Origin of the sequence: Methylobacterium sp. SyP6R, from assembly GCF_019216885.1 — a bacterium.
Classification (GTDB): Bacteria; Pseudomonadota; Alphaproteobacteria; order Rhizobiales; family Beijerinckiaceae; genus Methylobacterium.
The window spans coordinates 5345893-5369890 of record NZ_JAAQRC020000001.1; the positions used below are offsets into that span (position 1 = coordinate 5345893).

Consider the following 23998-nt stretch of genomic DNA (forward strand, 5'->3'; position numbering starts at 1 on the left):
CATCATGGCGAACACTGCCACCCCCGTCGCCGGCTCGACCAAGGCCGGCCGCATCACCCAGGTCATCGGCGCGGTCGTCGACGTGCAGTTCGAGGGTCACCTGCCCGAGATCCTGAACGCCCTCGAGACCAAGAACAACGGCAACCGCCTCGTCCTCGAGGTCGCCATGCAGCTCGGCGAGAACACCGTGCGCTGCATCGCCATGGACACCTCCGAGGGCCTGGTCCGCGGCCAGGAAGTCACCGATACCGGCTCGCCGATCCGCGTGCCCGTCGGCGCCAACACGCTCGGCCGCATCATGAACGTCATCGGCGAGCCGATCGACGAGGCCGGCGAGATCAAGACCGAGTCGCTCCGCGCCATCCACCAGCCGGCCCCGTCCTACGCCGAGCAGTCGACCGAGGCGCAGATCCTCGTCACCGGCATCAAGGTGGTGGACCTGCTGGCGCCCTACGCCAAGGGCGGCAAGATCGGCCTGTTCGGCGGCGCCGGCGTCGGCAAGACCGTGCTGATCATGGAGCTCATCAACAACATCGCGAAGGCCCACTCGGGCTACTCGGTGTTCGCCGGCGTCGGTGAGCGGACCCGCGAGGGCAACGATCTCTACCACGAGATGATCGAGTCCAAGGTGAACATGGACCCCAAGGAGCACGGCTCCGCGGAAGGCTCCAAGTGCGCCCTGGTCTACGGCCAGATGAACGAGCCCCCGGGCGCCCGCGCCCGCGTCGCCCTGACCGGCCTCACCGTCGCCGAGCATTTCCGCGACGAGGGCCAGGACGTGCTGTTCTTCGTCGACAACATCTTCCGCTTCACGCAGGCGGGTTCGGAAGTGTCGGCGCTGCTCGGCCGCATCCCCTCGGCGGTGGGCTACCAGCCGACGCTCGCCACCGACATGGGCGCCCTGCAGGAGCGCATCACCACCACCACCAAGGGCTCGATCACCTCGGTGCAGGCGATCTACGTGCCGGCGGACGACCTGACCGACCCGGCGCCCGCCGCCTCGTTCGCCCACCTCGACGCCACGACCGTGCTGTCGCGCTCGATCGCCGAGAAGGGCATCTACCCGGCGGTGGATCCGCTCGACTCGACCTCGCGCATGCTGTCGCCGGCGATCCTCGGCGAGGAGCACTACAACGTCGCCCGCCGCGTCCAGCAGGTGCTGCAGCGCTACAAGGCGCTCCAGGACATCATCGCGATCCTGGGCATGGACGAGCTGTCCGAGGAGGACAAGCTCACCGTCGCCCGTGCCCGCAAGATCGAGCGCTTCCTGAGCCAGCCGTTCCACGTCGCCGAGATCTTCACCGGCTCGCCGGGCAAGCTCGTGGCCCTCGAGGACACCATCAAGGGCTTCAAGGGCCTGGTGGACGGCGAGTACGACAACCTCCCCGAGGCCGCCTTCTACATGGTCGGCTCGATCGAGGAGGCCAAGGAGAAGGCCCAGCGCCTCGCCGCCGCGGCCTGATCGGCAGCGACTTAAGACGGGCCCGGTCTCACGACCGGGCCCTTTCGTGCGTCTGACGAAACCGGAAACGACCTGACCCCATGGCCACCTTCCAGTTCGACCTCGTCGGCCCCGAGCGGATCCTGTATTCCGGCCCGGTCGACGCCGTGCAGCTTCCGGGTTCCGAGGGCGAGATGACGGTGCTGCCCGGCCACGCGCCCGTGCTCACCACCCTCAAGACCGGCATGCTGGTCATCACCGAGAGCCCGCAGCACGGCAAGCGGGTGCTGGTGCGCGGAGGCTTCGCCGAGATCAACGCGACCTCGCTGACCGTGATCGCCGAGCGCGCCACCCCCCTCGAGGAACTGACCCCGGCGATCATCGATGCCGACATCGCGGCGGCCGAGATGCTCTACGATGCCACCGACGATTACGACCGCAAGCTCGAGATCGAAGGCCAGATCGCGCAGCTGCGCGAGGCCAAGGTGGCGCTGAGCTTCTGATCCGCGCACGGCACAGCGACCAGCGAGACCGTATCGGAGGCGGCGGGGCACGGCTCCGCCGCCTTCCTCGCGTTCAGGCCGGTCTTCAGGCGCTTACTTTTCAGGGCTTGGCCGCGGCGAGCCCCGCGGTGGCGACCGGGATCGGCGCGAGCCGGATCCACGGCACCCGGCCGGGCTTGAACGCGTCGCGGGCGGCCCGGCGCCACAGCGGCGGGGCGTGGTCGCCGACCATCAGGATCTCGGTCCCCGGATGGGTGAGCGCGAGGTGCGAGACCGCCGCGAACAGGTCCTGCCAGATCTCCACCATGGCGCAGACCTCCGGATCGGGAAATCGGCTGCCCGGCTGTCCGCAATCCTGCCGCGGGGTCGCCTCGTGCCGCGGCACCGGCACGTGCGAGTTCAGGGTGAGCCAGTAGACGAAGGACGGCCCGGGCGCGTCCAGCTCGGCGCCGACGACGTGCGCCAGATCGGTGTCGCAAGGTCCCGGGAACGGGCCGCCGCAGGTCTTCGGGAAGAGAGCTCCCAAGGTCTCGCCGAACAGGCTCCTCTGGAAGCCGGCCAACGGGTACCAGTGCGCGCGGCCGTAGAAGCCGGCATGGTAGCCGTGCACCGAGACCGTCCGGTAGCCGAGGGCAGCGAACCGGTCGGGCAGGCAGGTCGGATCTTCCCCGGCGAAGACCTCGCGGTGCGCGCGGTAGGTGCGGCACAGCTCGCGCATCTCGCCCGACGCGGTGGCACCGAAGAAGGCGCTCGTGCCGGTCGTCATTGTGTAGAGCCGGCGCAGGGCCGGATCGTCGAACGGCGCCGTCAGGATCGCACGCTGGTTGCCGTCGCGCAGGACGCCCAGGCCCTCGACCAGGACCATCAGGACCCGGCGGGGCGGCCGCTTCTGGTCGGGCAGAGCATCGAACCCGGACCGGGTGCTCCCCGACTCGAACGCCTTGCCGGTGCTCGCCAGGGTTCCGAAATCGTAGGCCGTGGAGCCGTTGACGAGGCCGTCGCCGATCAGCAGCGCGGCGACCGCCGCCGCGAAGACGGGGCGGTTGCCCCGGCGCATTGCCGGGCCGGCCCGCACCAGGAAGGCCAGGTAGGCGAGCGTGACCCCGACGACCGCGACGGCGCCGGCCGCGTAGACCGGTGTCGCCAGGAGCGTCGCCAGCACGTCGAGGTCGATCAGGTGCATCAGCCCGTCGGGATCGAGGAAGAACATCCGGGCGACGGCGAAAACGAGATCGAACACCATCGTCGACAGGCCGAGCAGCACCAGGGCGTAGCCCGGCAGCCTGCCGGCCATGAGGGCGATCACCGCGTAGAGCGCGATGGCGCTCGTCCGCGGCGGCACGCCCGCGACGGTGTCGATGGCCAGCGCCAGGACGTTCGGCAGCACGAGGCCGCCGACCAGCAGGAGCAGGCAAGGGCGATCCGGCATGAAGAAGGCCGGAAGGCAGCGAACGAAACGCCCGATCGCGGCGCGGGCTGCAGAGCCATGACGCTGGTACATGCCGGCTTCCTAGCCCGCCGCGAGTTAATTCGCGCTTCAGATCCGGTCAGAGCTTAAGTCTAACAGCTGCCCATTCGGGTTATATCGTCGGACGCTTGGCGAGTTAACCGCCGTTGCATTGGCCGCGATACATTTGGGAGCGACGTTCGGCGGTAGCCATTCCCGTCATCCGGCGCTGCCGCCATGCGATGAAGAGAAAAGGATGACCCAGCGGCGCAGCCCGGCGTCTGGAATCGGATACCGTCTCCTATGCCTCGTCGCGCAAGACCCGCCGGATGATCTTGCCGGTGGTGGTGAGCGGCAGGCTCGACCGGAACGCGATCTCGCGCGGATATTCGTGGGCCGAGAGCTGCTTGCGTACGAAGGCCTGGATCTCGGCGGCCAAGGCCTCGGACGCCGCGTATCCGGGGCGCAGGACCACGAAGGCCTTGACGATCTCGGTGCGGACCGGATCGGGCTTGCCCACCGCGGCGGCGAGCGCGACGGCCGGGTGGCGCAGGAGGCAATCCTCGATCTCGCCGGGGCCGATCCGGTATCCCGACGAGGTGATGACGTCGTCGTCGCGGCCGACGAAGTGGACGTAGCCGTCCGCGTCCATCCGGCCCTGGTCGCCGGTGGTCATCCAGTCGCCGAGAAACTTGCGCTTCGTCGCCTCCGGGTCGTTCCAGTAGCGCAGGAACATCACCGGATCGGGCCGGGCGACGGCGATCTGGCCGGTCTCGTTGGGAGCCGCCGGGCTGCCGTCCGGGCGGATCACCGCGACGCTGTGGCCCGGCACCGGTCGACCGGTCGAGCCTGCGCGCGCCACGCCCAAGCCCGCACAGGAGGCGAGCACCAGGTTGCACTCGGTCTGGCCATAGGCCTCGTTGATGGTGAGCCCGAGCGCCTCGCGCGCCCAGTGGAAGGTCTCCGGCCCCAGCATCTCGCCGGCGGAGGCCAGGGTGCGAAGGCGGCGCAGGTCGAAGCGCCCGTTCGGATCGGCGACGGTGCGCAGCATCCTCAGCGCCGTCGGCGGCACGAAGGCGTTGGCGACCGAAAGGTCGGCCATCAGCCGGAACGTCTCCTCGGGCTCGAACTTTTCCGCCTTGCGCGCCACCACGGCGACGCCGTGATGCAGGCTCGGCAGCAGCGCGTTGAGCAGGCCCCCGGCCCAGGCCCAGTCGGCCGGGGTCCACATCCGGTCGCCGGGCTTCGGCATGAAGTCGTGCATCATGGCAAATCCCGGCAGGTGGCCGAGCAGCACCCGGTGGCCGTGCAGGGCTCCCTTCGGCGGGCCGGTGGTGCCGGAGGTGTAGATCATCAGGGCCGGGTCGTCGGCCCGCGTGTCGACCGGGACGAGGTCGGGCGAGGCCGCCGCCAGAAGGTCGGCATAGCCGAGCGCGCGATCGCCGACGCCGTCGGTCGAGACGACGAGGTCGAGGTCCGGCAGCACGTCGCGCAAAGGATCGAGCTTGGCCACGCCGCCGGCATGGGTCACGACGGCCCGCGCCCCGGCATCGCCGAGGCGGTGGAGCAGGCTTTCCGGCCCGAACACCACCGCGAGCGGCAGGGCCACGGCGCCGAGCTTGTAGATCGCGAGATGGGCCACCACCACGGCGGGGGATTGCGGCAGCAGCACCGCCACCCGGTCGCCGGCCTGGATGCCGTGAGCCCGCAGGGCATTGGCGAAGCGGTTCGACGCCTCGCGCAAGGCGGCAAAGCTCCAGGATTCCACCCGGCCGCTCGCCGACACGTCGAGGATCGCGGTGCGTTCCGGATCGGTCGCGGCCCAGCGGTCGCAGACGTCGACCGCGATGTTGTAGCGCTCCGGGATGCGCCAGCGGAACCCGGAGCGCCACTCCTCGTAAGCAGTCGGGATCACGCCTCGCGCGGCGGGAACCCGCCCTCGAACGTGAAGTCGGCCAGGGGGTGGCGGCTGTTCGGGGTCTCGCGGGCGCGGGTCTCCTCCGGCAGGGTCGCGGGATCCGCCTTGCGGCCGACCGCGAAGGCGGCCTCGACCCGGTGGTGGGGCGGCAGGTTGAGCGCGGCCGGCGCCCGCTCGTGGTCGAAGCCGGTCATGCCGTGGGCGTGCCAGCCCATCGTCACCGCCTGGAGCTGGAACAGGGCCGAGGCCGTGCCGGCATCGAAGGAGGCGCTGTAGGACGGCTTCAGCCCGTCCGGCGTCTGCATCATGCCGTTCGAGGCCAGGAACACCAGCGCGCCGGCATTCTTCACCCAGCCCTGGTTGAACGGCACGAGGAGCCCGAACAGCGTCTCCCAGGCGGGGGTGTCGCGAAGGGCGTAGACGAAGCGCCAGGGCTGCGAGTTGTAGCCCGAGGGGGCCCAGCGCGCCGCCTCGATCATCGTCATCAGGTCGGGCAGAGGCACCGCCTCGCCGGTGAAGGCGCGGGGCGACCAGCGCTCGAGGAACCGGGCGTCGATCGGATGGTCGGCTTGACGGGAATTGGCGGTGGTCACGGGCGTCAGGTTCTCCGTGGATGTCGCGCCGTCCTGCCAGCAAGCGCGGCGGTTGTCACGGGCCGGGGCATGGGGCCTCGGGCGCGGCTGACCCGCGGAAACATCATACCGTCCCCGGTGTTGTCCCCGACACGGACGAGGCGGCCGCGACAGGAGACCCTCATGGACAAGACGAATCAGGCGCGGCCCAGCTTGCGCGACTTCGATCCCTATACCGACCGCAACGGCCAGGATCTCGGTCAGGATTCGCCCCTGGATGTCGGGGTGCCGCCGCGAACGCAAGAGGACATGACCCACGACCCGATGGGCCAGGCGCAGGATGCCCGGACCGCCTCGGACTTCAATCGTCTCGATGCGATCGGCGCCACCGACGGCAGCCAGGCCACCGAGGACGAGACGCCGCCGGAGAACCTGCGCCGGATCAGCGATCCCTCGACCGGCGGCCCCGCCGCGCAGACGCCGGCCACCCGGAACTCCGCCACCAAGGAAGCGATCGACCGGGCGACGGCGGCGGTCGGCCAGGACGAGGGAGAGTGACGCGATGACGCGCAAGCCCGACGACGTCGTGGGCAGCCGGGGCGAGCCGGCGGTCGGCGGCGGCCACCAGACCCCCGAGCAGGCGGCGATCACCCGGCAGGAGGGGGGCGGCCGCGACGAGGCCGAGCTGAAGCGCGAATGGTCCTCGGCCGGCACCCCTGGCCGGCCGCCGGTCTCGGTCGGCGGCAGCTCCGGCGGCCATTCCGACCAGATCGCCGCGCAGGGTCCCCGCGAAGGCGAGAAGGTCGCGGACGGCGAATACCGGACCGAGAAGACAGGCGGCGAGGTCGATCGGTGATCGAGGCGGCGAGAGGGGAGCACGGCATGGCGGAACGCAAGGACGACCGGGACGGCAAGCCGGCCCGCGACGACAGGATCACCGCCGACGACCTGAAGGGCGTCGCGGCGGTGCCGAAGGACGGCGACGGCGAGAGCAACAAATCCGGTGCCCATGCCGGGGACCGGCAAGGCGACGAGGTCGATCCGGGGGCGGGGTAGCGATCGGTCCCACGCGCGGCGGGGAGCCCTCCTTGCGGAGGGCAGGGCTGTCCGGGGAAAGAATAAGGGCGTGGGTTTCCCCTCTCCCCGCGGGCGGGGAGAGGAGGGTTCCCGCGCCATTCCTTATCCCCGGACAGCCCTGCGCAGAGGATGGAGAGTTCAGGGGCGCCCTTGAGCGCGGTCCCGCCCCCCGGCATACGGGGCCGATGTCCTCCCTCTCCGCGCCGCCCCGCCTGATCCCCCGCCCGCATCAGGTCGAGGCGACCCGCGCCATCCTGGCCGCCCGGGCCGAGGGCCGTCCGGGCTTCCTCCTCGGCGACATGACGGGGCTCGGCAAGACGCTGTCGGTCTGGGGTGCGGTGGCGGCGATGCCGGAGCGCGCCGTGCTGATCGTCTGCCCGAAGGGAGCGATGCCGCAATGGCGGCGCACGATCCGGGATTCGGGGCTGGCCGAGAAGGACGTGACGCTCACGAACTACGAGCGCACCAAGTCCCTGCTGGCGCTCCCCGCTGCCAGCGCCCGCCGCTCGGTGCGGGCGAAGAACAACGAGCTCGCCAAGCTCGGCCTCCCCAAGCGCGTCTGGCCGATCGTGGTGTTCGACGAGGCCCACCGCCTGCGCAACCCGAACTCGCAGCAGGGCCAGGCCTGCCGCCGGGTCGCCGAGGCCGCGGCCTTCACGGTCTATGCCAGCGCCACCGCGGGCCAGGCGCCGCACGAATTGTCCTATCTCGGCGCCCTGCTCGGCCACGCCGTCGGCCGCCCGGTCGAGACCCTGGCCGATTTCCGCGCCCTGATGCAGCACCTGACGATCGGCCGGGCCAAGGGGCGCTGGCAGAACTGGTCGTGGGAGCCGAATGCCCGCGACCAGGAGACGATGGCCGGCCTCCTCTATCGCGGCCGGAACGCGATCGGGCTCCGGCGGCGGCCGGCCGACATCGCCGGCTGGCCCGAGGTGCAGCGCGACCTCGCCCCCACCGCCCTCGATGCACCGGCCAAGCGCCTCTACGACGCGACCTGGCGCGAGTTCCGCCGCGAATGGGGCCTGGCCGGGGGCTCGAACCGGCGCGCCGCCGGCTGGGCGGCCGATCTGCGTTTCCGCCAGAAGGCGAGCCTGATCCGGGTCAACGGGACGCTCGACCTCGCCGAGGATCTGTTGCAGGCCGGCGAGCAGGTGGCGGTCTCGGTGGCGTTCCTGGAGACCGGCGCGGCGCTCGCGGCCGGGCTGACCGGCCGCGGCTGGCGCGCCGGCACCATCGACGGCACGCAAAAATCGGAGACCAACGAGGCGGTCCGGGTCGCCTTCCAGCGCGGCGAGCTCGACGCGGTGGTGTTCACCGTCACCGAATCGATCTCGCTCCACCGCAACGAATTGCCCGGCGGCGAGCGCCCGCGCAGCCTGATCGTCCACGACATGCGCCACAGCGCGATCCAGCTGAGCCAGATCGAGGGCCGCTGCCACCGCGACGGCGAGTGCGCCGCGATCCTGTTCGCCTATGCGGAGGGCACCGTGGAGGAGCGGGTCGCCGCCACGGTGATCGCCCGCATGGCCGGGATGGACAGGATGGCCGGCGAGGATACCTCCCTCCTCGACGCCATCGGGCGGATCATCGATGGTGAGGCGGAGTGATGTCCCGGCCCGCCGGGGCCCAGCGGATGTCGCAGGGGCGGCGGTCGGGTTCGCAACGACAATCTGCGGTCGAACAAGAGCCTGATACTAAATCCGGAAGATCCCTTCCGGATTTAGTATCACCAGCCCGCGCGGCGCTTGAGCGAAGCCGACTTCCGCATCGCGAAGCGATCAATCGGAAGTCGTATGAGCCTGCAAGCCGGTCCCGTTCGTGCGCCGGCACGCATGATCCGCACCGCGCGCTTCGGAGGAGAGACGGCGCAATGACAGAGATTACCGGCCGCACCCGCGTCTTCGCGATCCTCGCCGACCCGATCGCCCAGGTGAAGGCGCCGCAGGGGCTCAACCGCATCATGGCCGAGCGCGGGGTCGACGGGGTGATGGTCCCGCTCCACGTCGCGGCGGCCGATCTCGCGACGGTGCTGGCGGGCCTGCGGGCGGTGCGGAGCTTCGGCGGCGCGATCGTCACCGTGCCGCACAAGACCGCGATCGTGCCGCTCCTCGATTCCGTCAGCGACGCGGCCGGGCTGGTCGGCGCCGTCAACGCCGTGCGGCGCGAGCCCGACGGCCGCCTCGTCGGCGAGATCCTGGACGGGGCCGGCTTCGTCGCCGGCTTGAGGGCGGCGGGCCACGACCCGCGGGGCCGCAGCGTCTACCTCGCCGGGGCCGGCGGGGCGGCGAACGCCATCGCCTTCGCCCTCGCCGAGGCCGGGGTGAGCCGTCTCACCGTGCACAACCGCACGCCCGCGCGGGTGGAGGACCTGGTCTCTCGCCTGCGCCGGCTCGTCCCCGACCTGACGCTGGCCCTCGGCGGCCCCGATCCGGCGGGCCACGACCTCGTGGTCAACGCCACCTCGCTGGGTCTGCGCCCCGACGATGCCCTGCCCCTCGATCCCGCCGGGCTCACGCCGGACCAGCTCGTGGCCGAGATCATCATGCAGCCGGCCGAGACCCCGCTGCTCGCGGCGGCGGCGGCGCGGGGCTGCCGCACCCATCCGGGCCTGCCGATGCTGGATGGCCAGCTCGCCCTGATGGCGGATTTCTTGCGGATGCAGCCGTGACCCGGGTCACAGCCCGAGGCGCATGGCGGTGCGCAACGGCGCGATCACCCCGTAGCCGAGGCTCTGGTGCCAGCTCGACGGGCCGCGGCGGAGAGCGTCGGCCCGGAGCGCGACGGTGAGGTCGCGGGGATTGAGGACCCGGTGCGGCACCCGGGTCCGAAGCGCGGCGACGCAGCCGGCGGCGACCGGGCAGGCGGCGGAGGTCCCGGCATCGGCCTCGCCGGGCCCGCCCGCCTCCGAGCCGAGGAAGTCCGTATAGCTCGCGAGGTCGGGCTTGGCGTAGACCATGCCGGGGATGCCGGGCCCCTCCGAGGCGTAGGCCGTCCGCCGGCCCCGCAGGGTCGCGCCGGTCACCGTGATGACGTCCGGATGAGCGTTCGCCCCCATGATGGCGGACCGGCTCCGGGCGCCGGAGCCATCTTGGCCGCCATGGCCGGCCGCGAACAGGATGTCGACGCCGTAGCGCGACAGCGTTCCGACGATCCGGTTGAAGGGATGGCCCGGATTGTCGACGTAGCGTCCGGGATGCCCGGCCGGAAAATCCCAGCTCTCGTGGCCCAGCCCCCAGGAATTGGTGACGACGAGCGCCTTGAAGCGCGGCTTGTCCGCCCGCACCGCCGCGAGCAGGCGGGCATAGGCCTGGAGCGCGTCGCTGAGGAGGCCGGGCCCCGTCGCCGGCAGGATGGGCAGGTCGAGCAGCGTCGCCCGCGGGGCGGCGATCAGGGCGCCATAGGCGCAGAGCGTGCCGGGGCCGACCGGGTGGTGGCCGGCCTCCACCGGATGGGGCGGCCAGGTCACCGCGGCGTCGAGCGAGGCTGCGACGTCTCGCGACGCCAGGTGCGCGAGGTTGATCCCCCCATCCACCACCGCGATCGCCACGCCCGCGCCGTCGAGCCGGCGCGCGGCGAGCCCGGACACGCCGAGGCGCTGCGCCACCTCGGCCGCCGTGCCGCCCGGGACGCTGGCCGGCGCCGTGAAATGCGCGATCGGCGGATCGGAGAAGATCGCCGCGCCCTCCGTCGTCAGCGCCGCCGGCTCGGCCGCGGCGTCGATCGTCGCCCGGACGGCGTAGTGCGAGGCGCCGTCGGGTGACGACACCGAGACGGGCGAGCCGGACTGACTATCCCCGAGCGGGACGGCAGAAAAGCGTGTGTCTATGTCCGCTCGGACTGGCAATCCGGTGAGCCGCCGTTGGATTCCGCCGCCACCATTCAGCCTCATCATGGCCGAATCGTGCAGCGCCTCCTGCGTCGGCAGGACGAGAATCACGCGCCGGTCGGGCATCGTCATCTCCATTCGGGCATTGTGCGGGGTTTTATATACGTTTGAATGTATTGCAAGTACTTTCCGCCGACAGAGGCGCACGCCTTCGCCGAAAACTTGGATGAAAGCCCCGATCCGGCCGGCGCGGCTGAAATGGTCTTTCCCATCGGTGGCGCGCGATGACGCCGCCGCTGCCCGCGCGGGCTTGACCCCGGCGGCCATCCGGGCGAGGCCGGCGCGATTCCCGATCCCGCCCGCGCGACCCCCGGAGGACGCCGATGACCCTTCCGGCCCACCAGCCCCTTCACGACGACCTGATCCACCGCCTCGGGGCACGCCTCGGTCCCGCCGGCCTCCTCACCGACGAGGCCGACATGGCCCCCTTCGCGATCGACTGGCGGCGGCTCTTCCCGGGGCGGCCGGCCTGCGTGGTGCGTCCGTCCTCCACCGCCGAGGTGGCCGACGTGGTGCGGCTCTGCGCCGAGGCCGGCGCCGCCCTGGTGCCGCAGGGCGGCAATACGGGGCTTGCCGGCGGCGGCGTGCCGGACGGCTCCGGGACGCAGGTGGTGCTGTCGCTCGCGCGCATGACTGCGATCCGGGCGGTCGATCCCGTCGGCCTGACTCTGACCGCCGAGGCCGGCTGCGTCCTGAAGGTCGCGCAGGAGGCCGCCGAGGCGGCCGGGCGGCTCCTGCCGGTGAGCTTCGCGGCGGAGGGCTCGGCGCTCATCGGCGGCGTGATCGCCACCAATGCCGGCGGGATCAACGTGGTGCGCTACGGCATGACCCGCGGCCTCGTCCTCGGCCTCGAAGTGGTGCTCGCCGACGGCAGCGTCGTCGATGGTCTGCGGGCGCTGCGCAAGGACAATGCCGGCTACGACTGGAAGCAGCTCTTCATCGGCACCGAGGGCACCCTCGGCATCGTCACGGCCGCCGTGCTGCGCCTCGTGCCCAAGCCGCGCCACAGCGCGACGGCGTTGCTGTCGGTGCCCGATCCGGCGGCGGCGCTCCGCCTGTTCACCCTGGCGCAGGAGGAGATCGGCGACAGCATCCAGGCCTTCGAGCTGATCTCCGGCACCTCGCTCGGCCTGGTGGAGAAGCATGCGGGCCTGAAGAGCCCGGTCGGGCAGGCGGGCTGGAGCGTGCTGATCGAGGCGGCCTCGTCGCTCTCGGGGCTTCGCGAGGCGATGGAGGGCGTGCTCGGCTCCGCTCTGGAGCGCGAGGACGCCCTCGACGGCGTGCTGGCCGAATCCGGCCGCCAGGCCGCCGAGCTGTGGGCGCTCCGCGAGCACGTGACCGAGTGCGAGGCCCGCGAGGGTAGAAGCGTCAAGCACGACGTCTCGGTGCCGATCACCGCGATCCCCGCCTTCCTCGACGAGGCCGGCCGGGTGCTGGCGGCAGGCGCCCCGGGCACCCGCGTGAACGCCTTCGGCCACATGGGCGACGGCAACATCCACTACAACGTGCTGATCGGGCCGGACCATTCGTCCGAGGCGATCAACGGCCTCGTCCACGGGGTGGTGGACCGCTTCAGCGGCAGCATCTCGGCCGAGCACGGCATCGGCCAGTACCGCGTCGCCGAGCTCGCCCGTCACCGGCATCCCGACGAGATGGCGCTGGCGCGGCGGATCAAGGCGGCGTTGGATCCGGAGGGAATGCTCAATCCGGGAAAGGTGCTGGCGCGGGGCTAGAGCATTTTCCGACGAAGTGGACACCGGTTCGTCGAAGAAAATGCAGTAAAACATAGACTTAGAGAGCTTCGCGATTGCAGCGCGATCGTGAAGCGCTCTGGACGGGACACGCGGGCGAACCCTCCCCCGACGGAACTCGGGCAAGTCCGAGTTCCGCATCCACGAGCCCAAGTCGGGCATGCCCGACTTGGGACGGGGGAGGGTTCAGGGGCGAGCCGCAACGCTAAGAACCAACAAATACGGGGAGGAACCATGGACGCGTTCGACGTCGTCATCGTCGGCGGGGGCACGGCGGGCTGCGTGCTGGCCAACCGCCTGAGCGAGGACCCGCACACCCGCGTGCTGCTGCTCGAGGCGGGCGGGGAGGGGACCGGTTTCTGGGTCGGCATCCCGGCGGGCTTCCCGAAACTCCTCACCGGCGGCGCCTTCAACTGGCGCTTCTCCACCGAGCCGGAGCCGAACACCCACGAGCGCGCCATCGTGGTTCCCCGCGGCAAGGGGCTCGGCGGCTCGACGCTCATCAACGGCATGATCTTCGTGCGCGGGCAGCCCCAGGATTTCGACACCTGGGCCCAGAGCGGCAACCGCGGCTGGGCCTGGGACGACGTGCTGCCCTATTTCCGCAAGCTCGAGCATTTCGAGGACGGAGACCCCGCCCTGCGCGGCCGGGGCGGGCCGCTCCACGTCACCCGGGTGGGGGTGCGGAACCCGCTCGCCGACGCCTTCATCCGCGCCGGGACCGAGGCCGGGTACCCGGAGAACCCGGACTATAACGGCGCCTCGCAGGAGGGCTTCGGATATTACCAGGCCAACCAGCGCCACGGCCGGCGCTGGAGCGCCCGGAACGCCTACCTGCAGCCGGCCCGCAAGCGCCCGAACCTGATCGTGCGCACCGACGCCCACGTCCTGCGCCTCGACCTCGACGGCACCCGCGTGACCGGCGTCACCTACCGCCGCGACGGGCGCGAGGAGCGGGTGAGCGCGAGAGGCCAGGTGGTCCTGGCGGCCGGCGCCGTGCAGTCGCCGCACCTCCTCGAACTCTCCGGCATCGGCCGGCCGGAGGTGCTGGCGCAGGCCGGAATCCCGGTCCGCCACGCCCTGAAGGGGGTGGGCGAGAATTATCGCGATCACTACGCCACGCGGATGAACTGGCGCGTGAAGGTGCCGGTGACCCTCAACGAGGCGACCCGCGGCTGGCGCCTCGGCCTCGCGGTCGGGCAATATGTCCTGACCCGCCGGGGCATCCTGACCCTCGGCACCGGCCTCGCCCACGGCTTCGTGCGCACGAGGGCCGACCTCGCCGGGCCCGACGTGCAGTACTTCTTCATGCATGCGAGCTACGCCAACGCCGCCGACCGCACCCTCGACCGCGAGCCCGGCATGACGATCGGCGTGACGCAGCTGCGGCCGGAATCCCGCGGCACCATCCACGCGGTCTCGGGCGATCCGATGCGCCCCCCGGCGATCCGCCCGAACTTCCTGAGCGTGCGCGGCGACCAGGAGGCCCTGATCGAGGGCATGCGCCTCGCCCGCCGGGTGATCGATCAGCCCGCCATGGACCCCTACCGCGCCCACGAGCTGAATCCCGGCCCGGGCGTGCAGACCGACGACGAGTGGCTCGATTTCGCCCGCCGCAACGGCCAGACCATCTACCATCCGGTCGGGACGTGCAGCATGGGGCCGGGTCCGGAGGCGGTGGTGGACGAGCGCCTGCGGGTGCGCGGCCTTCAGGGCCTGCGGGTGATCGACGCCAGCGTGATGCCGACCGAGGTCTCGGCCAACACCCAGGCCGCCGTGATGATGATCGCCGAGAAGGGCGTGGATCTGATACGGGAGGATCGCCGCTGAGAGGACCCGACGCGATGCGCACCCTTCCGATCGAGCCGATCACCGCCGAGGCCTTCGCGCCGTACGGCACGCTGCTGGTCGGCCCGGCGGCCGGCCCGCGGCAGGACCGGGCGGCCGAGATCGAGAACGGGCGCCCGGGTGTACCCCTCAATCTCGCGCTGGTCCGCAGCGAGCCCTTCGCCGGGACGATGCCGCTGCGGCGGCTCGAACGGCACCCGCACTCGGCGCAAGCCTTCCTGCCGCTCGCCGTCGGCGAGTATCTGGTGGTGGTGGCGCCCGACGCCGATGGGCGGCCGGACGAGGCGGGTTTGCGCGCCTTCCGGGTGCCGGGGGACACCTGGATCGTCTATCGCAGCGGCGCCTGGCACGCCCACATGACGACGCTGTCGGCGCCCGGCACCTTCGCCATGCTGGTGCACGAGGACGGCAGCGCGGAGGATTGCGTGTTCGCGTCGATCGCTCCGGTCGAACCGGCGGCGTAAGGCTCGCTCAATTCACCGACGGCTCGTCGAGCCGGAATGCGAAGGTCGCGGTGTAGATGTCCTCGTCGGCCAGCGTCGGGGTGGCCGACGGGCTCACCGTCTGGCTCACCGTGAGCACCTGGCTGCCGGCCTTGCGGATCGGCACCGTGGCGATGCCCTCCGGATCGGTGGTGTAGGCCGGTACCCCGGCCCGCTCCGGCTCCATGCCGCTCTCGCCGTAATAGAGGTCGGCCCCCGGCAGGGGCGCGCCGCGAAACAGCACCCGCACCCGGATCGCCCCGGCGGTGGGCCCCGGTACCTCGACCGGCACGATCTCCAGGGTGTGGCCGACCACCCGCAGCCAGGGCGCTCCGGGGCCGAAGGCGGCCTTGGCGTATTTCACCGACCAGCGGCCCTCGCGGGCCTCCGGCACCAGGCGCCGGCTGGCATGGAGGCGGGTGCCGTCGCGAAGAATCGTCCAGAAGCCGGCATCGTAGGTCGCCGCGACCAGCGTGCGGCCGGGCTTGGTGCCGAGGGGGGCCAGCAGGGCGGGGGGCACGTCCGGCGGGGCGGGCTTGAGGCTCCCGCGCAGGTCCGTGCTCCCGCCGTCCTGCGTCAGGGCGACGAGCTGGATGAGCTGGGGCGCGCGCGGCGCCTGGCGCTTCGAGGCGTGGCCGTAATTGACCCGGACCTGCGGCGCCTGGTCGGCGGTGCTGAGCGTCAGCCACAGCTCGTGCGCGCTGCCGGGCCGCACGGCACCGAGGACGAGGGCGGCGGCCAGGGCGGTGCGGAGCAGGGGCAGCATCGATCGTCGGTCTCCATCGGGCGGCGCCGGACAAGCGCCTCGCGCGGGTGGGGCGAGGCACGAAGCGGGCCCGCGGCAGCAAGGCATCATAACCCATCCGGCGGCAAACCGATCCCCCGGCATCGAGGTCGCGATCCCCCGGGCGCGTCCTCGGATCGACAATCCCTCAAGTCGGCGTGTCTCAGGCCGGCGTGTCTCAGGTCGGCGTGCTCAGGTCGGCTTGGCCTGCTGCCCCTGGCGCGCCCCGCTCCCCAGGGTGGACAGGTCCATCGCCCCGGCCATCAAAGCTGCCGCCGCCCCGATCATCGTCGCGATCCGCGCCATCCCGGTCCTCTCTCCGGGCAGGTCCGGCGATGTTATCTCTTGACCTGGGGTGAACGGCCCGCCTCTTCGCCGGTTCCGCCGGCCGCCTCGAGCGCCAGGGCGCGCAGCCGTGCCTTGGCGGCCGGGTCGGTCGGGCAGCCTTCCGCCAGCCAGGCCCTGCGGGCCGCCGCCAGGCCCCGGCCGAGGCCGCGGCCGGGCGGGGCGCCCGCCGCCACGAGCGCGGCGCCTGTGATCGGCAGGGCCGGCGCCGGCTCGGCCCCGGCTCCGAAGCGCGCGAGCGCATCGGCGGCCTCCGGGGTCAGTTCGGGCCGCGGCTCTCCCCTCAGCACCAGGGCGGCATCCGTCGCCGCCCCCGCCCCGTGCACGGCCACGAGGCGCCGCACATCCACGACCGTTAGGGGATCGCGCTTGCCGTGCAGGGCGGCCTCGGCCCCGGCGTAAGCGGAGAGCCGCCCGTGCTCGGCCTTCGACAGGCGCAAATCCTCCCGCAGGCGCTCGGCATCGGCCTGCGAGCGTACCGCCAGGGCGGCGAGGCGGCGCACGGCATCCGGCTCGGCCTCCGCGGCGGCGAGGCGGGCAAGCCGGCCGAGATCGCCGACGCCGCCGATCAGGCGCTGCAGCAGTCCCGTCTGCGACAGGATGGCGGTGACGGCGGGCGCGCCCGGAGCGACGAGGAGCTTCAGGAGTTCCCCCCGCACCCGCTCGCGGGAGAGCAGCGCCAGCCCGTCCCGCGCCTCGATCGACGCGGCGAGCCCCTCCGGATCGGGGTCGCCGGCGCCGTAGCGGGCGTGGAAGCGAAAGAAGCGCAAGACCCGCAGGTAATCCTCGCGGATGCGCTGGCGCGCCTCGCCGATGAAGCGCACCCGGGCCGCCGCCAGATCCGCGAGGCCTCCGACCGTGTCGTGCACGTAGGCGTCGGGCGTGACCGAGAGGGCGTTGACGGTGAAGTCGCGCCGGGCGGCATCGTGGCCGAAGTCGCGGCCGAAGCGCACCACGGCGTGGCGCCCGTCGGTCTCGATGTCCTCGCGCAGGGTCGTGACCTCGAACGGTTCGCCCTCCGCCACCACCGTCACGGTGCCGTGGGCGATGCCGGTCGGCACGGGCTTGAGGCCCGCCGCGTTCGCCCGCGCCACCACCGCCTCGGGCAGGAGCGTGGTGGCGAGGTCGATATCGGCGACCGGGCGGCCGAGCAGCGCGTCGCGCACCGCGCCGCCGACGAGGCGGGTCTCCTCGCCCGGAGCGTCGAGGGCGGCGAGCACCGTGGTCAGGCGCGGCCGCGCCAGCACCGCCCGTAAAGAGCGCTCGTCGAGGGCGGGATGCTCGAAGGAGGGGCTCACCGGAACTGCCCCGGCACCACCCGGCCGTTCTCGAGATGGGTCGGCACGAAGCCGTCCCGGTGCCGCTCGGAGGTCAGCGCAACCGCCACGAAGGAGAGGATGACCAGGGCGGCCCCCGCGATGGCGAGCCGCGCGGCCTGGTCGCTCCAGTGGATCCAGCGCAGCGGGCTGCGCTGGCGCAAGACCAGCCACACCCCGAAGGCCGCGAAGGGGAGCAGGAACAGCAGGATGTCGTCGATCAGCGCGCGGGCCATGAATTCCGACTCGATGTCTTCACGCGTCCGCGTCGCGGAGCCGTTCGTAGAGGTTGCGCACGATGCCGGCGGTCACCCCCCAGATGTAGCGCTCGCCGAAGGGGATCGCGTAGTAGCGCCGCTGGCGCCCGCGCCATTCCCGGCTGTGCAGGGCGTGGTTGGCGACGTTCATCAGGAAGTCGAGCGGCACCTCGAACGCTTCGGCCACCTCCTGCGGATTGAGGCTCAACCGGGCGTCCGGCGCCACCAGGCCGACCACCGGGGTCACCAGGAAGCCGGTGCCCGACAGGTAGGGATCGAGGTAGCCGAGCGGCGTCACCGCCGCAGGATCGAGGCCGATCTCTTCTTGCGCCTCCCGCAGGGCCGCCGCGAGGGCTGAAGGGTCGCCGGGATCGATCTTGCCGCCCGGGAAGGCGATCTGGCCCGAATGGTCGCGCAAGTGCGCCGAGCGCAGGGTGAACAGCACCGCGACGCCGTCGTCGCGCGGGATCACCGGCACCAGCACCGCGGCGAGCCGGGCCGGGCGCGACAGCGCGGCCTCCAGCACGTCGGGCTCGAGGTCGTGGTCGCCCCGGGGGTTCGAGGTGTCGTCGTGCGGACCCGGTGGCTCGGGCCGCAGCCGGTCGCGGGCGCGCTCCAGGAAGAGATCGAGGGCAGAAGAACCCAGGATTTGCGGCGCGGTGAGATCGGTCACGACAGCTCGGTCGATTGGGCGATGCGGTGGAAGCGCCCCCCGGCGGCGAGCCCGAACCAGCTTTCGCCCGCCTCCTCGCGCTCCTCGCAGAGGTCCACGAGGTCGTAAGCGAGCGCCCGGGTGAGGCGGGCCCAGAGGCCGTGCCGCACGGCGATGTAGGGCTTGAACCCGCCCTCCGGGTCGCGCTCGACCCGCAAGGGGTGGGATTCGTCGAGGGGCACGACATCGTCGAGGTTGGTGCGGAAGGCGATGGCGCGGGTCTCGCCCTCGCCCTCCACCGCCATCTCGACCGCCAGGAAGGCCGCGTCCTCGACCTCGATCCCGACCCGCTCCACCGGCGTCACCAGCACCGTGCGCCCGTCGGGGTCGCGCCGCAGGATCGTCGAGAAGAGCTTGACCAGGGCCGGCCGGGTGATCGGGCTGCCGTTGTAGTGCCAGGTCCCGTCTCCGGCGATCCGCATCGGGATCTCGCCGCAATAATCGGGATTCCAGCGATCCACCGGCGGCGGGCCGCGCCGGCTCCCCTCGGCGCCCAGCGCCGCGGTCAGTCGTTCGAGGACCCCGCCGGGCGGGGCGCCGTTCGGATCGTGCGTCATCCGCCTCTACATAGCGGATCGGGGCGGCTTGTGCAGGCGTCGCCACGGGGAAGTCGCCATCGGTCCCTTTCGGGGGCCTCCACTCGCCATGCCGTCCGGCGCGGGCGCGACGGACGAGCGGGACAGGGGCTCCCGGGGGCGCAGCCGTGGCGGAAGAGATCGCCACTGGCGAGCCAGGCAACCCTTATCCCGGCTCCTGAAGCGGTCGCGATCGACCGAAACGGATCGATAAAAATAAAACACCCGCAAATCGTCAAGAACTGGCGGTTGAATCGCCCGAAGATTCAAATTCGAGATTTCTTAAGTCGTATTAATTGCGTCTTTACAAAAAGTTTCATAGCGTAACGAGGTAACGGAAAAAGATGCTGATGAATTGGGACGTCATGGCTAAAGTCGTCTCCTTCGCTCGTCAGCAGGGAGGAGGCGTCGCCTTCGTCTTCGCGATCCTGTTTCCCATCGTGATGGGCAGCGTCGGATTCGGCGTCGATTATGCGACGTGGCTGGTCCGCAAGCAGCAGCTCCAGGCCATCGCCGATGCGACGGCGCTCGCCGTCGTCTCCGACATGCAGGTCGCCGGCTACGACCGGGGCCGGGCGCAGGCCGTGGCGGAAGGCCAGGTGCGCAGCCTGGCGGCGGACAAGCTCGGTGGAGACCCGATCACGGTCGCGACCGAGCCGGTCACCCGCAAGCCCGCGGCGAACCCGGACGATTCCTTCACGGTGGCCCTGGCCAACGACCGGGACCAGCCGCCCACGGGCGTGAGGGTGACCCTGTCGCAGCGCAAGCGCGCCATCATGACCAAGTTCGTCACCGCCTGGGAGGCCGGCCGCGGCAGGCCGGGCGAGTCTCACGTCGGTTGAGTCTCCGGCCGGCGGCGCAGGATCTTCCACACCCCGGTGGCGGTGGCGACGATGCGCCCCGCGCTGCGCGCGTCGCCGCGCAGGAAGACCAGGCTCTGGGTGCGCTGCACCACCTCGGGCGTCATCGTGATCGTCTCGCCGATCCGGCCCGCCGAGACGAACTGCATCTCGAACTGCACCGTGACGCAGTTCGCCCCGCCGGCGGCCCGCATGGCGGCAAAGCCCAGCGCCCGGTCGGCGAAGGTCATCATCATGCCGCCCTGGACCACGCCGATCAGGTTGGCGTGCTTGGGCTCGGCCCGGAACGCGAAGCTGATCGTCTCGCCCTCCTCGCGCAGCAGAACCGGGCCGACCAGGGAGAGGAAGCCCGGATCGTCGAAGGGGCGCCAGCCGGCCGGGTCGGAATCGGGGGTGGTCATGGGCGGACTCGGGTGTTGAGGGCGCTGGACAGCGCGGCCGCGGCCGTGCCTCAACGTGCCTTACCAAGAAAATCCACAGGGAGGGGTCCTTTGACCGACCAGACACCCGACGCGCGCGTGCGCGCCAGCTTCGACCGGCAGGGCCTGATGCGGACCCTCGGCGCCAGCCTCGGGGCGGTGTCGCCCGGTGAAGTCGAGATCGCGCTCGTTCCCGGCCCGGCAGTGTCGCAGCAGCATGGCTTCGTCCATGCCGGTGCTGTGAGCGCCATCGCCGACAGCGCCGCGGGCTACGCCGCCCTCACCGTGATGCCGCCCGGCGCCGGGGTGCTGACGGCGGAGTTCAAGATCAACCTGCTGGCCCCGGCCGCAGGCAACCGCATCGTGGCGCGGGGGCGAGTGGTGAAGGCCGGCCGGACCCTGACCCTGGCCCAGGCGGAGGTGTTTGCGGAGAATGACGGCCGCGAGCGGCTCGTCGCGATGCTGACCGCCACCCTGATGGCCGTCCAGGGCCGGGACGGCATCGGCGATTGACGACCCGGCCCCGGCGGGCGCCGCCGGGGCCGGGTCGGCGCTTACTTCTGGGTCTCGAGGTAGGCTTCCAGGTCCTTGATCTTCTTGTCGTCCTTGACGCCGGCGAAGATCATCTTGTTGCCGGGGACCTTGGCCTTCGGGTCCTTGATGTATTCCATGAAGGTGGCCGAATCCCAGGTCAGGCCGGAATTCTTCATCGCGGCCGAGTAGTTGTAGCCCTCGTGGGTGCCGGCCTTGCGGCCGATGAGGCCCTTGAGGTCCGGACCGACGCCGTTCTTGCCGAAGGCATGGCAGGCCTTGCACTGGGTGAAGACCTTCTCGCCGGCGGCGGCGTCCTGGGCCTGGGCGGCGAAGGGGAGAAGGGCCGCAAGGGCGGCACCGAGGATGAGCTGACGCATGAGGTTCCCTCCAACGGACGTCGTTCGCGACCGGCCACCCGGGATATGGCCCAGCCTGCAATTTGGACCAGTTAAAAACGCCGACGGTTCGCGACGGGTCCCGTGCGGCGAAAAGAAGCTGTGCCGCGGCTCAACGCAATCGGACGAAGGTGCGGGGCGAACGGATGGATGGGCGCGGTCCCTCGCCTGCATTATGATGGCGCACGAGCGACCGCCCGACCGGTCGGATGAAATTCCGCGAGACTCCCCGCAAGATTCCGAGGATACGCCATGACCATCGCCTTCCCGTTGCCCGATCCCGCGATCCTCGCCCGCCGCGACGCGATCGTGGAGGGCCTGCGCGGCCTGGTGGCGCCGGAGGCGCTGGTGACGAGCGAGGACGAGCGCCGCGCCTTCGAGACCGACGGCCTCACCGCCTACCGCAAGATGCCGCTCGCCGTGGTGCTGCCTTCGACCACCGCCGAAGTGTCGGCGGTGATGCGCTACTGCCACGAGGCCGGGGTCAAGGTGGTGCCCCGCGGCGCCGGCACCTCGCTCGCCGGCGGCGCCATCGCGCAGGAGGATGCGGTGATCCTGGGTGTGGCCAAGATGAACCGGGTGCTCGACGTCGATTTTTCGAACCGCACCGCCCGGGTCCAGGCCGGCATCACCAACCTCGCCATCAGCGCGGCGGTGGCCCACGAGGGCTTCTTCTACGCCCCCGACCCGTCGAGCCAGCTCGCCTGCACCATCGCGGGCAACATCGCGATGAATTCGGGCGGGGCGCATTGCCTCAAATACGGCGTCACCACCAACAACCTGATGGGCGTGACGCTCGTCATGGTCGACGGCACCGTGGTGGAGATCGGCGGCGACCACCTCGACGCCGCCGGCTACGACCTGCTCGGCCTGATCTGCGGCTCGGAGGGCCAGCTCGGCATCGTCACCGAGGCAAGCGTGCGGATCCTGCGGGCGGCGGAGGGCGCGCGCCCGGCGCTGATGGGCTTCGGCACGGTCGAGGATGCGGGCGCCTGCACGGCGGCGATCATCGGCGCCGGCATCATCCCGGTGGCGATCGAATACATGGACCGCGAGGCGATCACGATCTGTGAGGCCTTCGCCCATGCCGGCTACCCGCTCGATGCCGAGGCGATGCTGATCATCGAGGTCGAAGGCTGCAAGGAGGAATGCGACGCGATGCTCGCCCGCATCGTCGAGATCGCCAAGCCCTTCAACCCGACGAGCCTGAAGGTGTCGCAATCGGAGGCCGAGAGCGCCGCGATCTGGAAGGGCCGCAAGTCGGCCTTCGGCGCGACGGGGCGCATCTCCGACTACATCTGCATGGACGGCACCATCCCGACCGGGCAATTGCCGCGCGTGCTGGAGCGGATCGGCGAGATCACCCAATCCTATGGTCTTCGTTGCGCCAACGTCTTCCATGCCGGCGACGGCAACCTGCACCCCCTGATCCTGTTCGACATCAACACGCCCGGCGAGATGGAGAAGGCCGAGGCCGCCGGCGAGGAGATGCTGAAGCTCTGCGTCGAGGTCGGCGGCTGCCTCACCGGCGAGCACGGCGTCGGCATCGAGAAGCGCGACCTGATGAATGTCCAGTACAACCCCGAGGATCTGCACCAGCAGATGCGGGTGCGGGCGGTGTTCGATCCGGCCTGGCTGATGAACCCGGCCAAGGTCTTCCCGCTGGAGGGGCGGATCGCCGCGTGAGCGGGAAACGGGGCGGCAAGAAAGCCCCCTGCAAGAAGGCCCCCGGCAAGCCTGCTACTCGCGAGGCGAAGGCCGAGTCTTCCCTGCCGGGCGAGGCGGCGATCAAGGCGCTCGCCGACCCGGAGGTGGTCGAGCGCGGCCGCGTGGTGGCGCGCTCGGGCGCCGTCTCCGACCTCGTGTGCCGCGGCGACCAGCTCGTCGCCGCGGTCGCGGGCAGCGAGAACGCGCCCTAACGGGTCAGGGTCCGGCTGACGGATCGCGGCGTGGCGGATGACCGCTGCACCTGCCCCTACGAGTGGGGCGGGGCCTGCAAGCACGTCGTCGCGACCCTGCTCGCCGCGGCCGAGCCCGGGGGCGGTGGCCGAGCGGTCGACCCTGCGCCGGCTCCGCGACGACCTGCCGCGCGAGGCCCTGGCCGACCTGCTGGTGCGCCGGGCCGAGGCCGATCCCGACCTCGCCGGCCGGATCGAGGCCGAGCTTGCTGCGCTGCCCGGCCGCGGCCCCGTCGATCCGGCGCCGATCGCCGCGCAGGCCCGTACGCTTCTCGGCCGGCAGATCAAGCGCGATTACCGGGACGATTACGAGGCCCACGGCCCGGCCGACGCGCTGAAGCAGCTGGTGGACAAGGCGGTGCCGTTCCTGGAGGCCGGCGACGGACGCAACGCGCTCAAGATCCCGGTGGCGGTGGCCGAGCCGTTCATCGAGCAATGGCTCGGCTACTACGTCGAGACCGACGAGGACATGTACCGCCTGTTCACGGGTCTCGACCGGATGATGGCCGAGGCGGCGCTGATGAGCGACCTCAGCGCCGATGAGCGCGGGTCCCTGCGCGAGACGATCGGGGGCTGGGAGGACGACCTCAACGACTACGCGCCCGAGGATGGCTTCTTCCTCGTCACCGCGGCCTTGAGGACGGCTTGGGACGATCCGGCCCTGCGGGCGGTGCTCGCCGGCAAGACGGGAGCGGCCCTACCGGAGAGCGAGGAGGAGAACCCGGAGCCGATCGCCGTGCGCCTGCGGGTGCTCGCGGCCGCGGCGCGCACCGACGAATACCTCAACCTCGCCCGCGCTGCCGGGGACGAGGCCGCCCTCGCCGGGATGTGCTGGTGCGCCTCGGCCGGATCGACGAGGCCGTGCTGATGCGTCTCGCCGAAGCAGCCCTGGAGCGCGACCCGGCCTGGGTGATCCGC

The 23998-nt window shown here is 71.4% G+C and carries 26 protein-coding genes and 1 pseudogene; 16 read left to right on the top strand and 11 right to left on the bottom strand.

Annotation, left to right across the window (positions count from 1 at the left end):
• Window positions 1-4: 4 nt before the first annotated feature.
• Both atpD and atpC read left to right on the top strand, forming a co-directional pair.
• Window positions 5-1462, top strand: a complete 1458-nt coding sequence (atpD, locus tag HBB12_RS24475) for a F0F1 ATP synthase subunit beta (RefSeq protein WP_236991755.1) — start codon at window positions 5-7, stop codon at window positions 1460-1462.
• An 80-nt stretch (window positions 1463-1542) separates the two neighbouring features.
• Window positions 1543-1944: an ATP synthase F1 subunit epsilon gene (gene atpC, locus HBB12_RS24480; RefSeq protein WP_236991756.1), complete on the top strand. Its 402-nt coding sequence runs from the start codon at window positions 1543-1545 to the stop codon at window positions 1942-1944.
• Between the two features lie 100 nt (window positions 1945-2044).
• Here the strand turns inward: atpC and HBB12_RS24485 are convergent, their stop codons facing one another.
• The 3 genes from HBB12_RS24485 to HBB12_RS24495 all read right to left on the bottom strand — a co-directional run bounded on the left by HBB12_RS24485 (window position 2045) and on the right by HBB12_RS24495 (window position 5911).
• The gene (locus HBB12_RS24485; RefSeq protein WP_236991757.1) at window positions 2045-3445 is read right to left on the bottom strand and encodes a sulfatase-like hydrolase/transferase; all 1401 of its coding nucleotides are present in this window, start codon (window positions 3443-3445) and stop codon (window positions 2045-2047) included.
• A 247-nt stretch (window positions 3446-3692) separates the two neighbouring features.
• The gene (locus HBB12_RS24490; protein WP_236991758.1) at window positions 3693-5306 is read right to left on the bottom strand and encodes an acetate--CoA ligase; all 1614 of its coding nucleotides are present in this window, start codon (window positions 5304-5306) and stop codon (window positions 3693-3695) included.
• On the bottom strand, window positions 5303-5911 hold the full coding sequence (locus HBB12_RS24495; RefSeq protein WP_442919376.1) for a nitroreductase family protein: 609 nt from the start codon (window positions 5909-5911) through the stop codon (window positions 5303-5305). Before HBB12_RS24495 ends, HBB12_RS24490 begins: the two co-directional genes overlap by 4 nt.
• Before the next feature lie 153 nt (window positions 5912-6064).
• On the opposite strand from HBB12_RS24495, the gene HBB12_RS24500 reads away from it, so the two are divergent.
• From HBB12_RS24500 to HBB12_RS24520, 5 genes are all read left to right on the top strand, one after another.
• Window positions 6065-6439, top strand: a complete 375-nt coding sequence (locus HBB12_RS24500) for a hypothetical protein (protein ID WP_236991760.1) — start codon at window positions 6065-6067, stop codon at window positions 6437-6439.
• 4 nt (window positions 6440-6443) lie between these two features.
• Window positions 6444-6737 (top strand): hypothetical protein, encoded by a 294-nt coding sequence (locus HBB12_RS24505; protein WP_236991761.1) that lies wholly within the window; start codon window positions 6444-6446, stop codon window positions 6735-6737.
• A gap of 26 nt (window positions 6738-6763) precedes the next feature.
• Complete coding sequence (locus tag HBB12_RS24510) at window positions 6764-6937, top strand: hypothetical protein (RefSeq protein ID WP_236991762.1); 174 nt, start codon at window positions 6764-6766, stop codon at window positions 6935-6937.
• A 206-nt stretch (window positions 6938-7143) separates the two neighbouring features.
• Window positions 7144-8565, top strand: coding sequence for an SNF2-related protein (locus HBB12_RS24515; protein WP_236991763.1), 1422 nt, complete (start codon window positions 7144-7146; stop codon window positions 8563-8565).
• A 263-nt stretch (window positions 8566-8828) separates the two neighbouring features.
• Window positions 8829-9626, top strand: coding sequence for a shikimate dehydrogenase family protein (locus HBB12_RS24520; RefSeq protein WP_236991764.1), 798 nt, complete (start codon window positions 8829-8831; stop codon window positions 9624-9626).
• Window positions 9627-9632: 6 nt separating this feature from the next.
• On the opposite strand, the gene HBB12_RS24525 is transcribed toward HBB12_RS24520, so the two are convergent.
• Window positions 9633-10724 (bottom strand): S8/S53 family peptidase, encoded by a 1092-nt coding sequence (locus HBB12_RS24525; RefSeq protein ID WP_236991765.1) that lies wholly within the window; start codon window positions 10722-10724, stop codon window positions 9633-9635.
• Window positions 10725-11167: 443 nt separating this feature from the next.
• Here HBB12_RS24525 and HBB12_RS24530 point away from each other — a divergent pair, with 443 nt between their 5' ends.
• The 3 genes from HBB12_RS24530 (at window position 11168) to HBB12_RS24540 (ending at window position 14907) form a co-directional block, all read left to right on the top strand.
• Entirely contained in the window at window positions 11168-12577 is a 1410-nt protein-coding gene (locus tag HBB12_RS24530; RefSeq protein WP_236991766.1) for an FAD-binding oxidoreductase, read from the top strand.
• A 252-nt stretch (window positions 12578-12829) separates the two neighbouring features.
• The gene (locus tag HBB12_RS24535; RefSeq protein WP_236991767.1) at window positions 12830-14425 is read left to right on the top strand and encodes a GMC family oxidoreductase; all 1596 of its coding nucleotides are present in this window, start codon (window positions 12830-12832) and stop codon (window positions 14423-14425) included.
• Between the two features lie 14 nt (window positions 14426-14439).
• A complete protein-coding gene (locus HBB12_RS24540) occupies window positions 14440-14907 on the top strand; it encodes an ureidoglycolate lyase (protein WP_236991768.1) in 468 nt (155 codons plus the stop codon).
• Window positions 14908-14914: 7 nt separating this feature from the next.
• Here the strand turns inward: HBB12_RS24540 and HBB12_RS24545 are convergent, their stop codons facing one another.
• The 5 genes from HBB12_RS24545 to HBB12_RS24565 all read right to left on the bottom strand — a co-directional run bounded on the left by HBB12_RS24545 (window position 14915) and on the right by HBB12_RS24565 (window position 18896).
• The gene (locus HBB12_RS24545; RefSeq protein WP_236991769.1) at window positions 14915-15691 is read right to left on the bottom strand and encodes a DUF4198 domain-containing protein; all 777 of its coding nucleotides are present in this window, start codon (window positions 15689-15691) and stop codon (window positions 14915-14917) included.
• Between the two features lie 356 nt (window positions 15692-16047).
• Window positions 16048-17352 (bottom strand): CCA tRNA nucleotidyltransferase, encoded by a 1305-nt coding sequence (locus HBB12_RS24550; RefSeq protein WP_236991770.1) that lies wholly within the window; start codon window positions 17350-17352, stop codon window positions 16048-16050.
• Window positions 17349-17606: a DUF6111 family protein gene (locus tag HBB12_RS24555; RefSeq protein WP_236991771.1), complete on the bottom strand. Its 258-nt coding sequence runs from the start codon at window positions 17604-17606 to the stop codon at window positions 17349-17351. Before HBB12_RS24555 ends, HBB12_RS24550 begins: the two co-directional genes overlap by 4 nt.
• Before the next feature lie 19 nt (window positions 17607-17625).
• Window positions 17626-18300: a CoA pyrophosphatase gene (locus HBB12_RS24560; protein WP_236991772.1), complete on the bottom strand. Its 675-nt coding sequence runs from the start codon at window positions 18298-18300 to the stop codon at window positions 17626-17628.
• The gene (locus tag HBB12_RS24565) at window positions 18297-18896 is read right to left on the bottom strand and encodes a DUF1285 domain-containing protein (RefSeq protein WP_236991773.1); all 600 of its coding nucleotides are present in this window, start codon (window positions 18894-18896) and stop codon (window positions 18297-18299) included. The genes HBB12_RS24560 and HBB12_RS24565 overlap by 4 nt, the downstream gene beginning before the upstream one ends.
• A gap of 368 nt (window positions 18897-19264) precedes the next feature.
• Here HBB12_RS24565 and HBB12_RS24570 point away from each other — a divergent pair, with 368 nt between their 5' ends.
• Window positions 19265-19756, top strand: a complete 492-nt coding sequence (locus HBB12_RS24570; protein WP_236991774.1) for a pilus assembly protein TadG-related protein — start codon at window positions 19265-19267, stop codon at window positions 19754-19756.
• On the opposite strand, the gene HBB12_RS24575 is transcribed toward HBB12_RS24570, so the two are convergent.
• A complete protein-coding gene (locus HBB12_RS24575; protein WP_236991775.1) occupies window positions 19744-20175 on the bottom strand; it encodes a PaaI family thioesterase in 432 nt (143 codons plus the stop codon). The two genes, HBB12_RS24570 and HBB12_RS24575, sit on opposite strands and share 13 nt — an antisense overlap.
• Before the next feature lie 90 nt (window positions 20176-20265).
• Between HBB12_RS24575 and HBB12_RS24580 the strand changes: the two genes are divergently transcribed.
• Complete coding sequence (locus HBB12_RS24580) at window positions 20266-20706, top strand: PaaI family thioesterase (protein WP_236991776.1); 441 nt, start codon at window positions 20266-20268, stop codon at window positions 20704-20706.
• 41 nt (window positions 20707-20747) lie between these two features.
• On the opposite strand, the gene HBB12_RS24585 is transcribed toward HBB12_RS24580, so the two are convergent.
• On the bottom strand, window positions 20748-21104 hold the full coding sequence (locus HBB12_RS24585) for a c-type cytochrome (protein WP_048436119.1): 357 nt from the start codon (window positions 21102-21104) through the stop codon (window positions 20748-20750).
• Between the two features lie 270 nt (window positions 21105-21374).
• On the opposite strand from HBB12_RS24585, the gene HBB12_RS24590 reads away from it, so the two are divergent.
• The 4 genes and pseudogenes from HBB12_RS24590 to HBB12_RS24600 all read left to right on the top strand — a co-directional run bounded on the left by HBB12_RS24590 (window position 21375) and on the right by HBB12_RS24600 (window position 23948).
• Window positions 21375-22808: an FAD-linked oxidase C-terminal domain-containing protein gene (locus HBB12_RS24590; RefSeq protein ID WP_236991777.1), complete on the top strand. Its 1434-nt coding sequence runs from the start codon at window positions 21375-21377 to the stop codon at window positions 22806-22808.
• Window positions 22805-23041, top strand: coding sequence for a hypothetical protein (locus HBB12_RS24595; protein WP_236991778.1), 237 nt, complete (start codon window positions 22805-22807; stop codon window positions 23039-23041). Before HBB12_RS24590 ends, HBB12_RS24595 begins: the two co-directional genes overlap by 4 nt.
• Window positions 23042-23056: 15 nt before the next feature.
• Window positions 23057-23137 (top strand): annotated as a pseudogene (locus HBB12_RS34550) (hypothetical protein); the annotation flags it as partial.
• 28 nt (window positions 23138-23165) lie between these two features.
• On the top strand, window positions 23166-23948 hold the full coding sequence (locus HBB12_RS24600; RefSeq protein WP_236991779.1) for a hypothetical protein: 783 nt from the start codon (window positions 23166-23168) through the stop codon (window positions 23946-23948).
• The last annotated feature ends 50 nt before the right edge of the window (window positions 23949-23998 follow it).

Bases quoted from the DNA above. Each gene is read 5' to 3' on its own strand.
- atpD (WP_236991755.1), top strand. From the start codon at position 5: ATGGCGAACACTGCCACCCCCGTCGCCGGCTCGACCAAGGCCGGCCGC.
- atpC (WP_236991756.1), top strand. From the start codon at position 1,543: ATGGCCACCTTCCAGTTCGACCTCGTCGGCCCCGAGCGGATCCTGTAT.
- HBB12_RS24485 (WP_236991757.1), bottom strand. From the start codon at position 3,445: ATGTACCAGCGTCATGGCTCTGCAGCCCGCGCCGCGATCGGGCGTTTC.
- HBB12_RS24500 (WP_236991760.1), top strand. From the start codon at position 6,065: ATGGACAAGACGAATCAGGCGCGGCCCAGCTTGCGCGACTTCGATCCC.
- HBB12_RS24505 (WP_236991761.1), top strand. From the start codon at position 6,444: ATGACGCGCAAGCCCGACGACGTCGTGGGCAGCCGGGGCGAGCCGGCG.
- HBB12_RS24510 (WP_236991762.1), top strand. From the start codon at position 6,764: ATGGCGGAACGCAAGGACGACCGGGACGGCAAGCCGGCCCGCGACGAC.
- HBB12_RS24515 (WP_236991763.1), top strand. From the start codon at position 7,144: ATGTCCTCCCTCTCCGCGCCGCCCCGCCTGATCCCCCGCCCGCATCAG.
- HBB12_RS24520 (WP_236991764.1), top strand. From the start codon at position 8,829: ATGACAGAGATTACCGGCCGCACCCGCGTCTTCGCGATCCTCGCCGAC.
- HBB12_RS24530 (WP_236991766.1), top strand. From the start codon at position 11,168: ATGACCCTTCCGGCCCACCAGCCCCTTCACGACGACCTGATCCACCGC.
- HBB12_RS24535 (WP_236991767.1), top strand. From the start codon at position 12,830: ATGGACGCGTTCGACGTCGTCATCGTCGGCGGGGGCACGGCGGGCTGC.
- HBB12_RS24540 (WP_236991768.1), top strand. From the start codon at position 14,440: ATGCGCACCCTTCCGATCGAGCCGATCACCGCCGAGGCCTTCGCGCCG.
- HBB12_RS24545 (WP_236991769.1), bottom strand. From the start codon at position 15,691: ATGCTGCCCCTGCTCCGCACCGCCCTGGCCGCCGCCCTCGTCCTCGGT.
- HBB12_RS24555 (WP_236991771.1), bottom strand. From the start codon at position 17,606: ATGGCCCGCGCGCTGATCGACGACATCCTGCTGTTCCTGCTCCCCTTC.
- HBB12_RS24565 (WP_236991773.1), bottom strand. From the start codon at position 18,896: ATGACGCACGATCCGAACGGCGCCCCGCCCGGCGGGGTCCTCGAACGA.
- HBB12_RS24570 (WP_236991774.1), top strand. From the start codon at position 19,265: ATGAATTGGGACGTCATGGCTAAAGTCGTCTCCTTCGCTCGTCAGCAG.
- HBB12_RS24575 (WP_236991775.1), bottom strand. From the start codon at position 20,175: ATGACCACCCCCGATTCCGACCCGGCCGGCTGGCGCCCCTTCGACGAT.
- HBB12_RS24585 (WP_048436119.1), bottom strand. From the start codon at position 21,104: ATGCGTCAGCTCATCCTCGGTGCCGCCCTTGCGGCCCTTCTCCCCTTC.
- HBB12_RS24590 (WP_236991777.1), top strand. From the start codon at position 21,375: ATGACCATCGCCTTCCCGTTGCCCGATCCCGCGATCCTCGCCCGCCGC.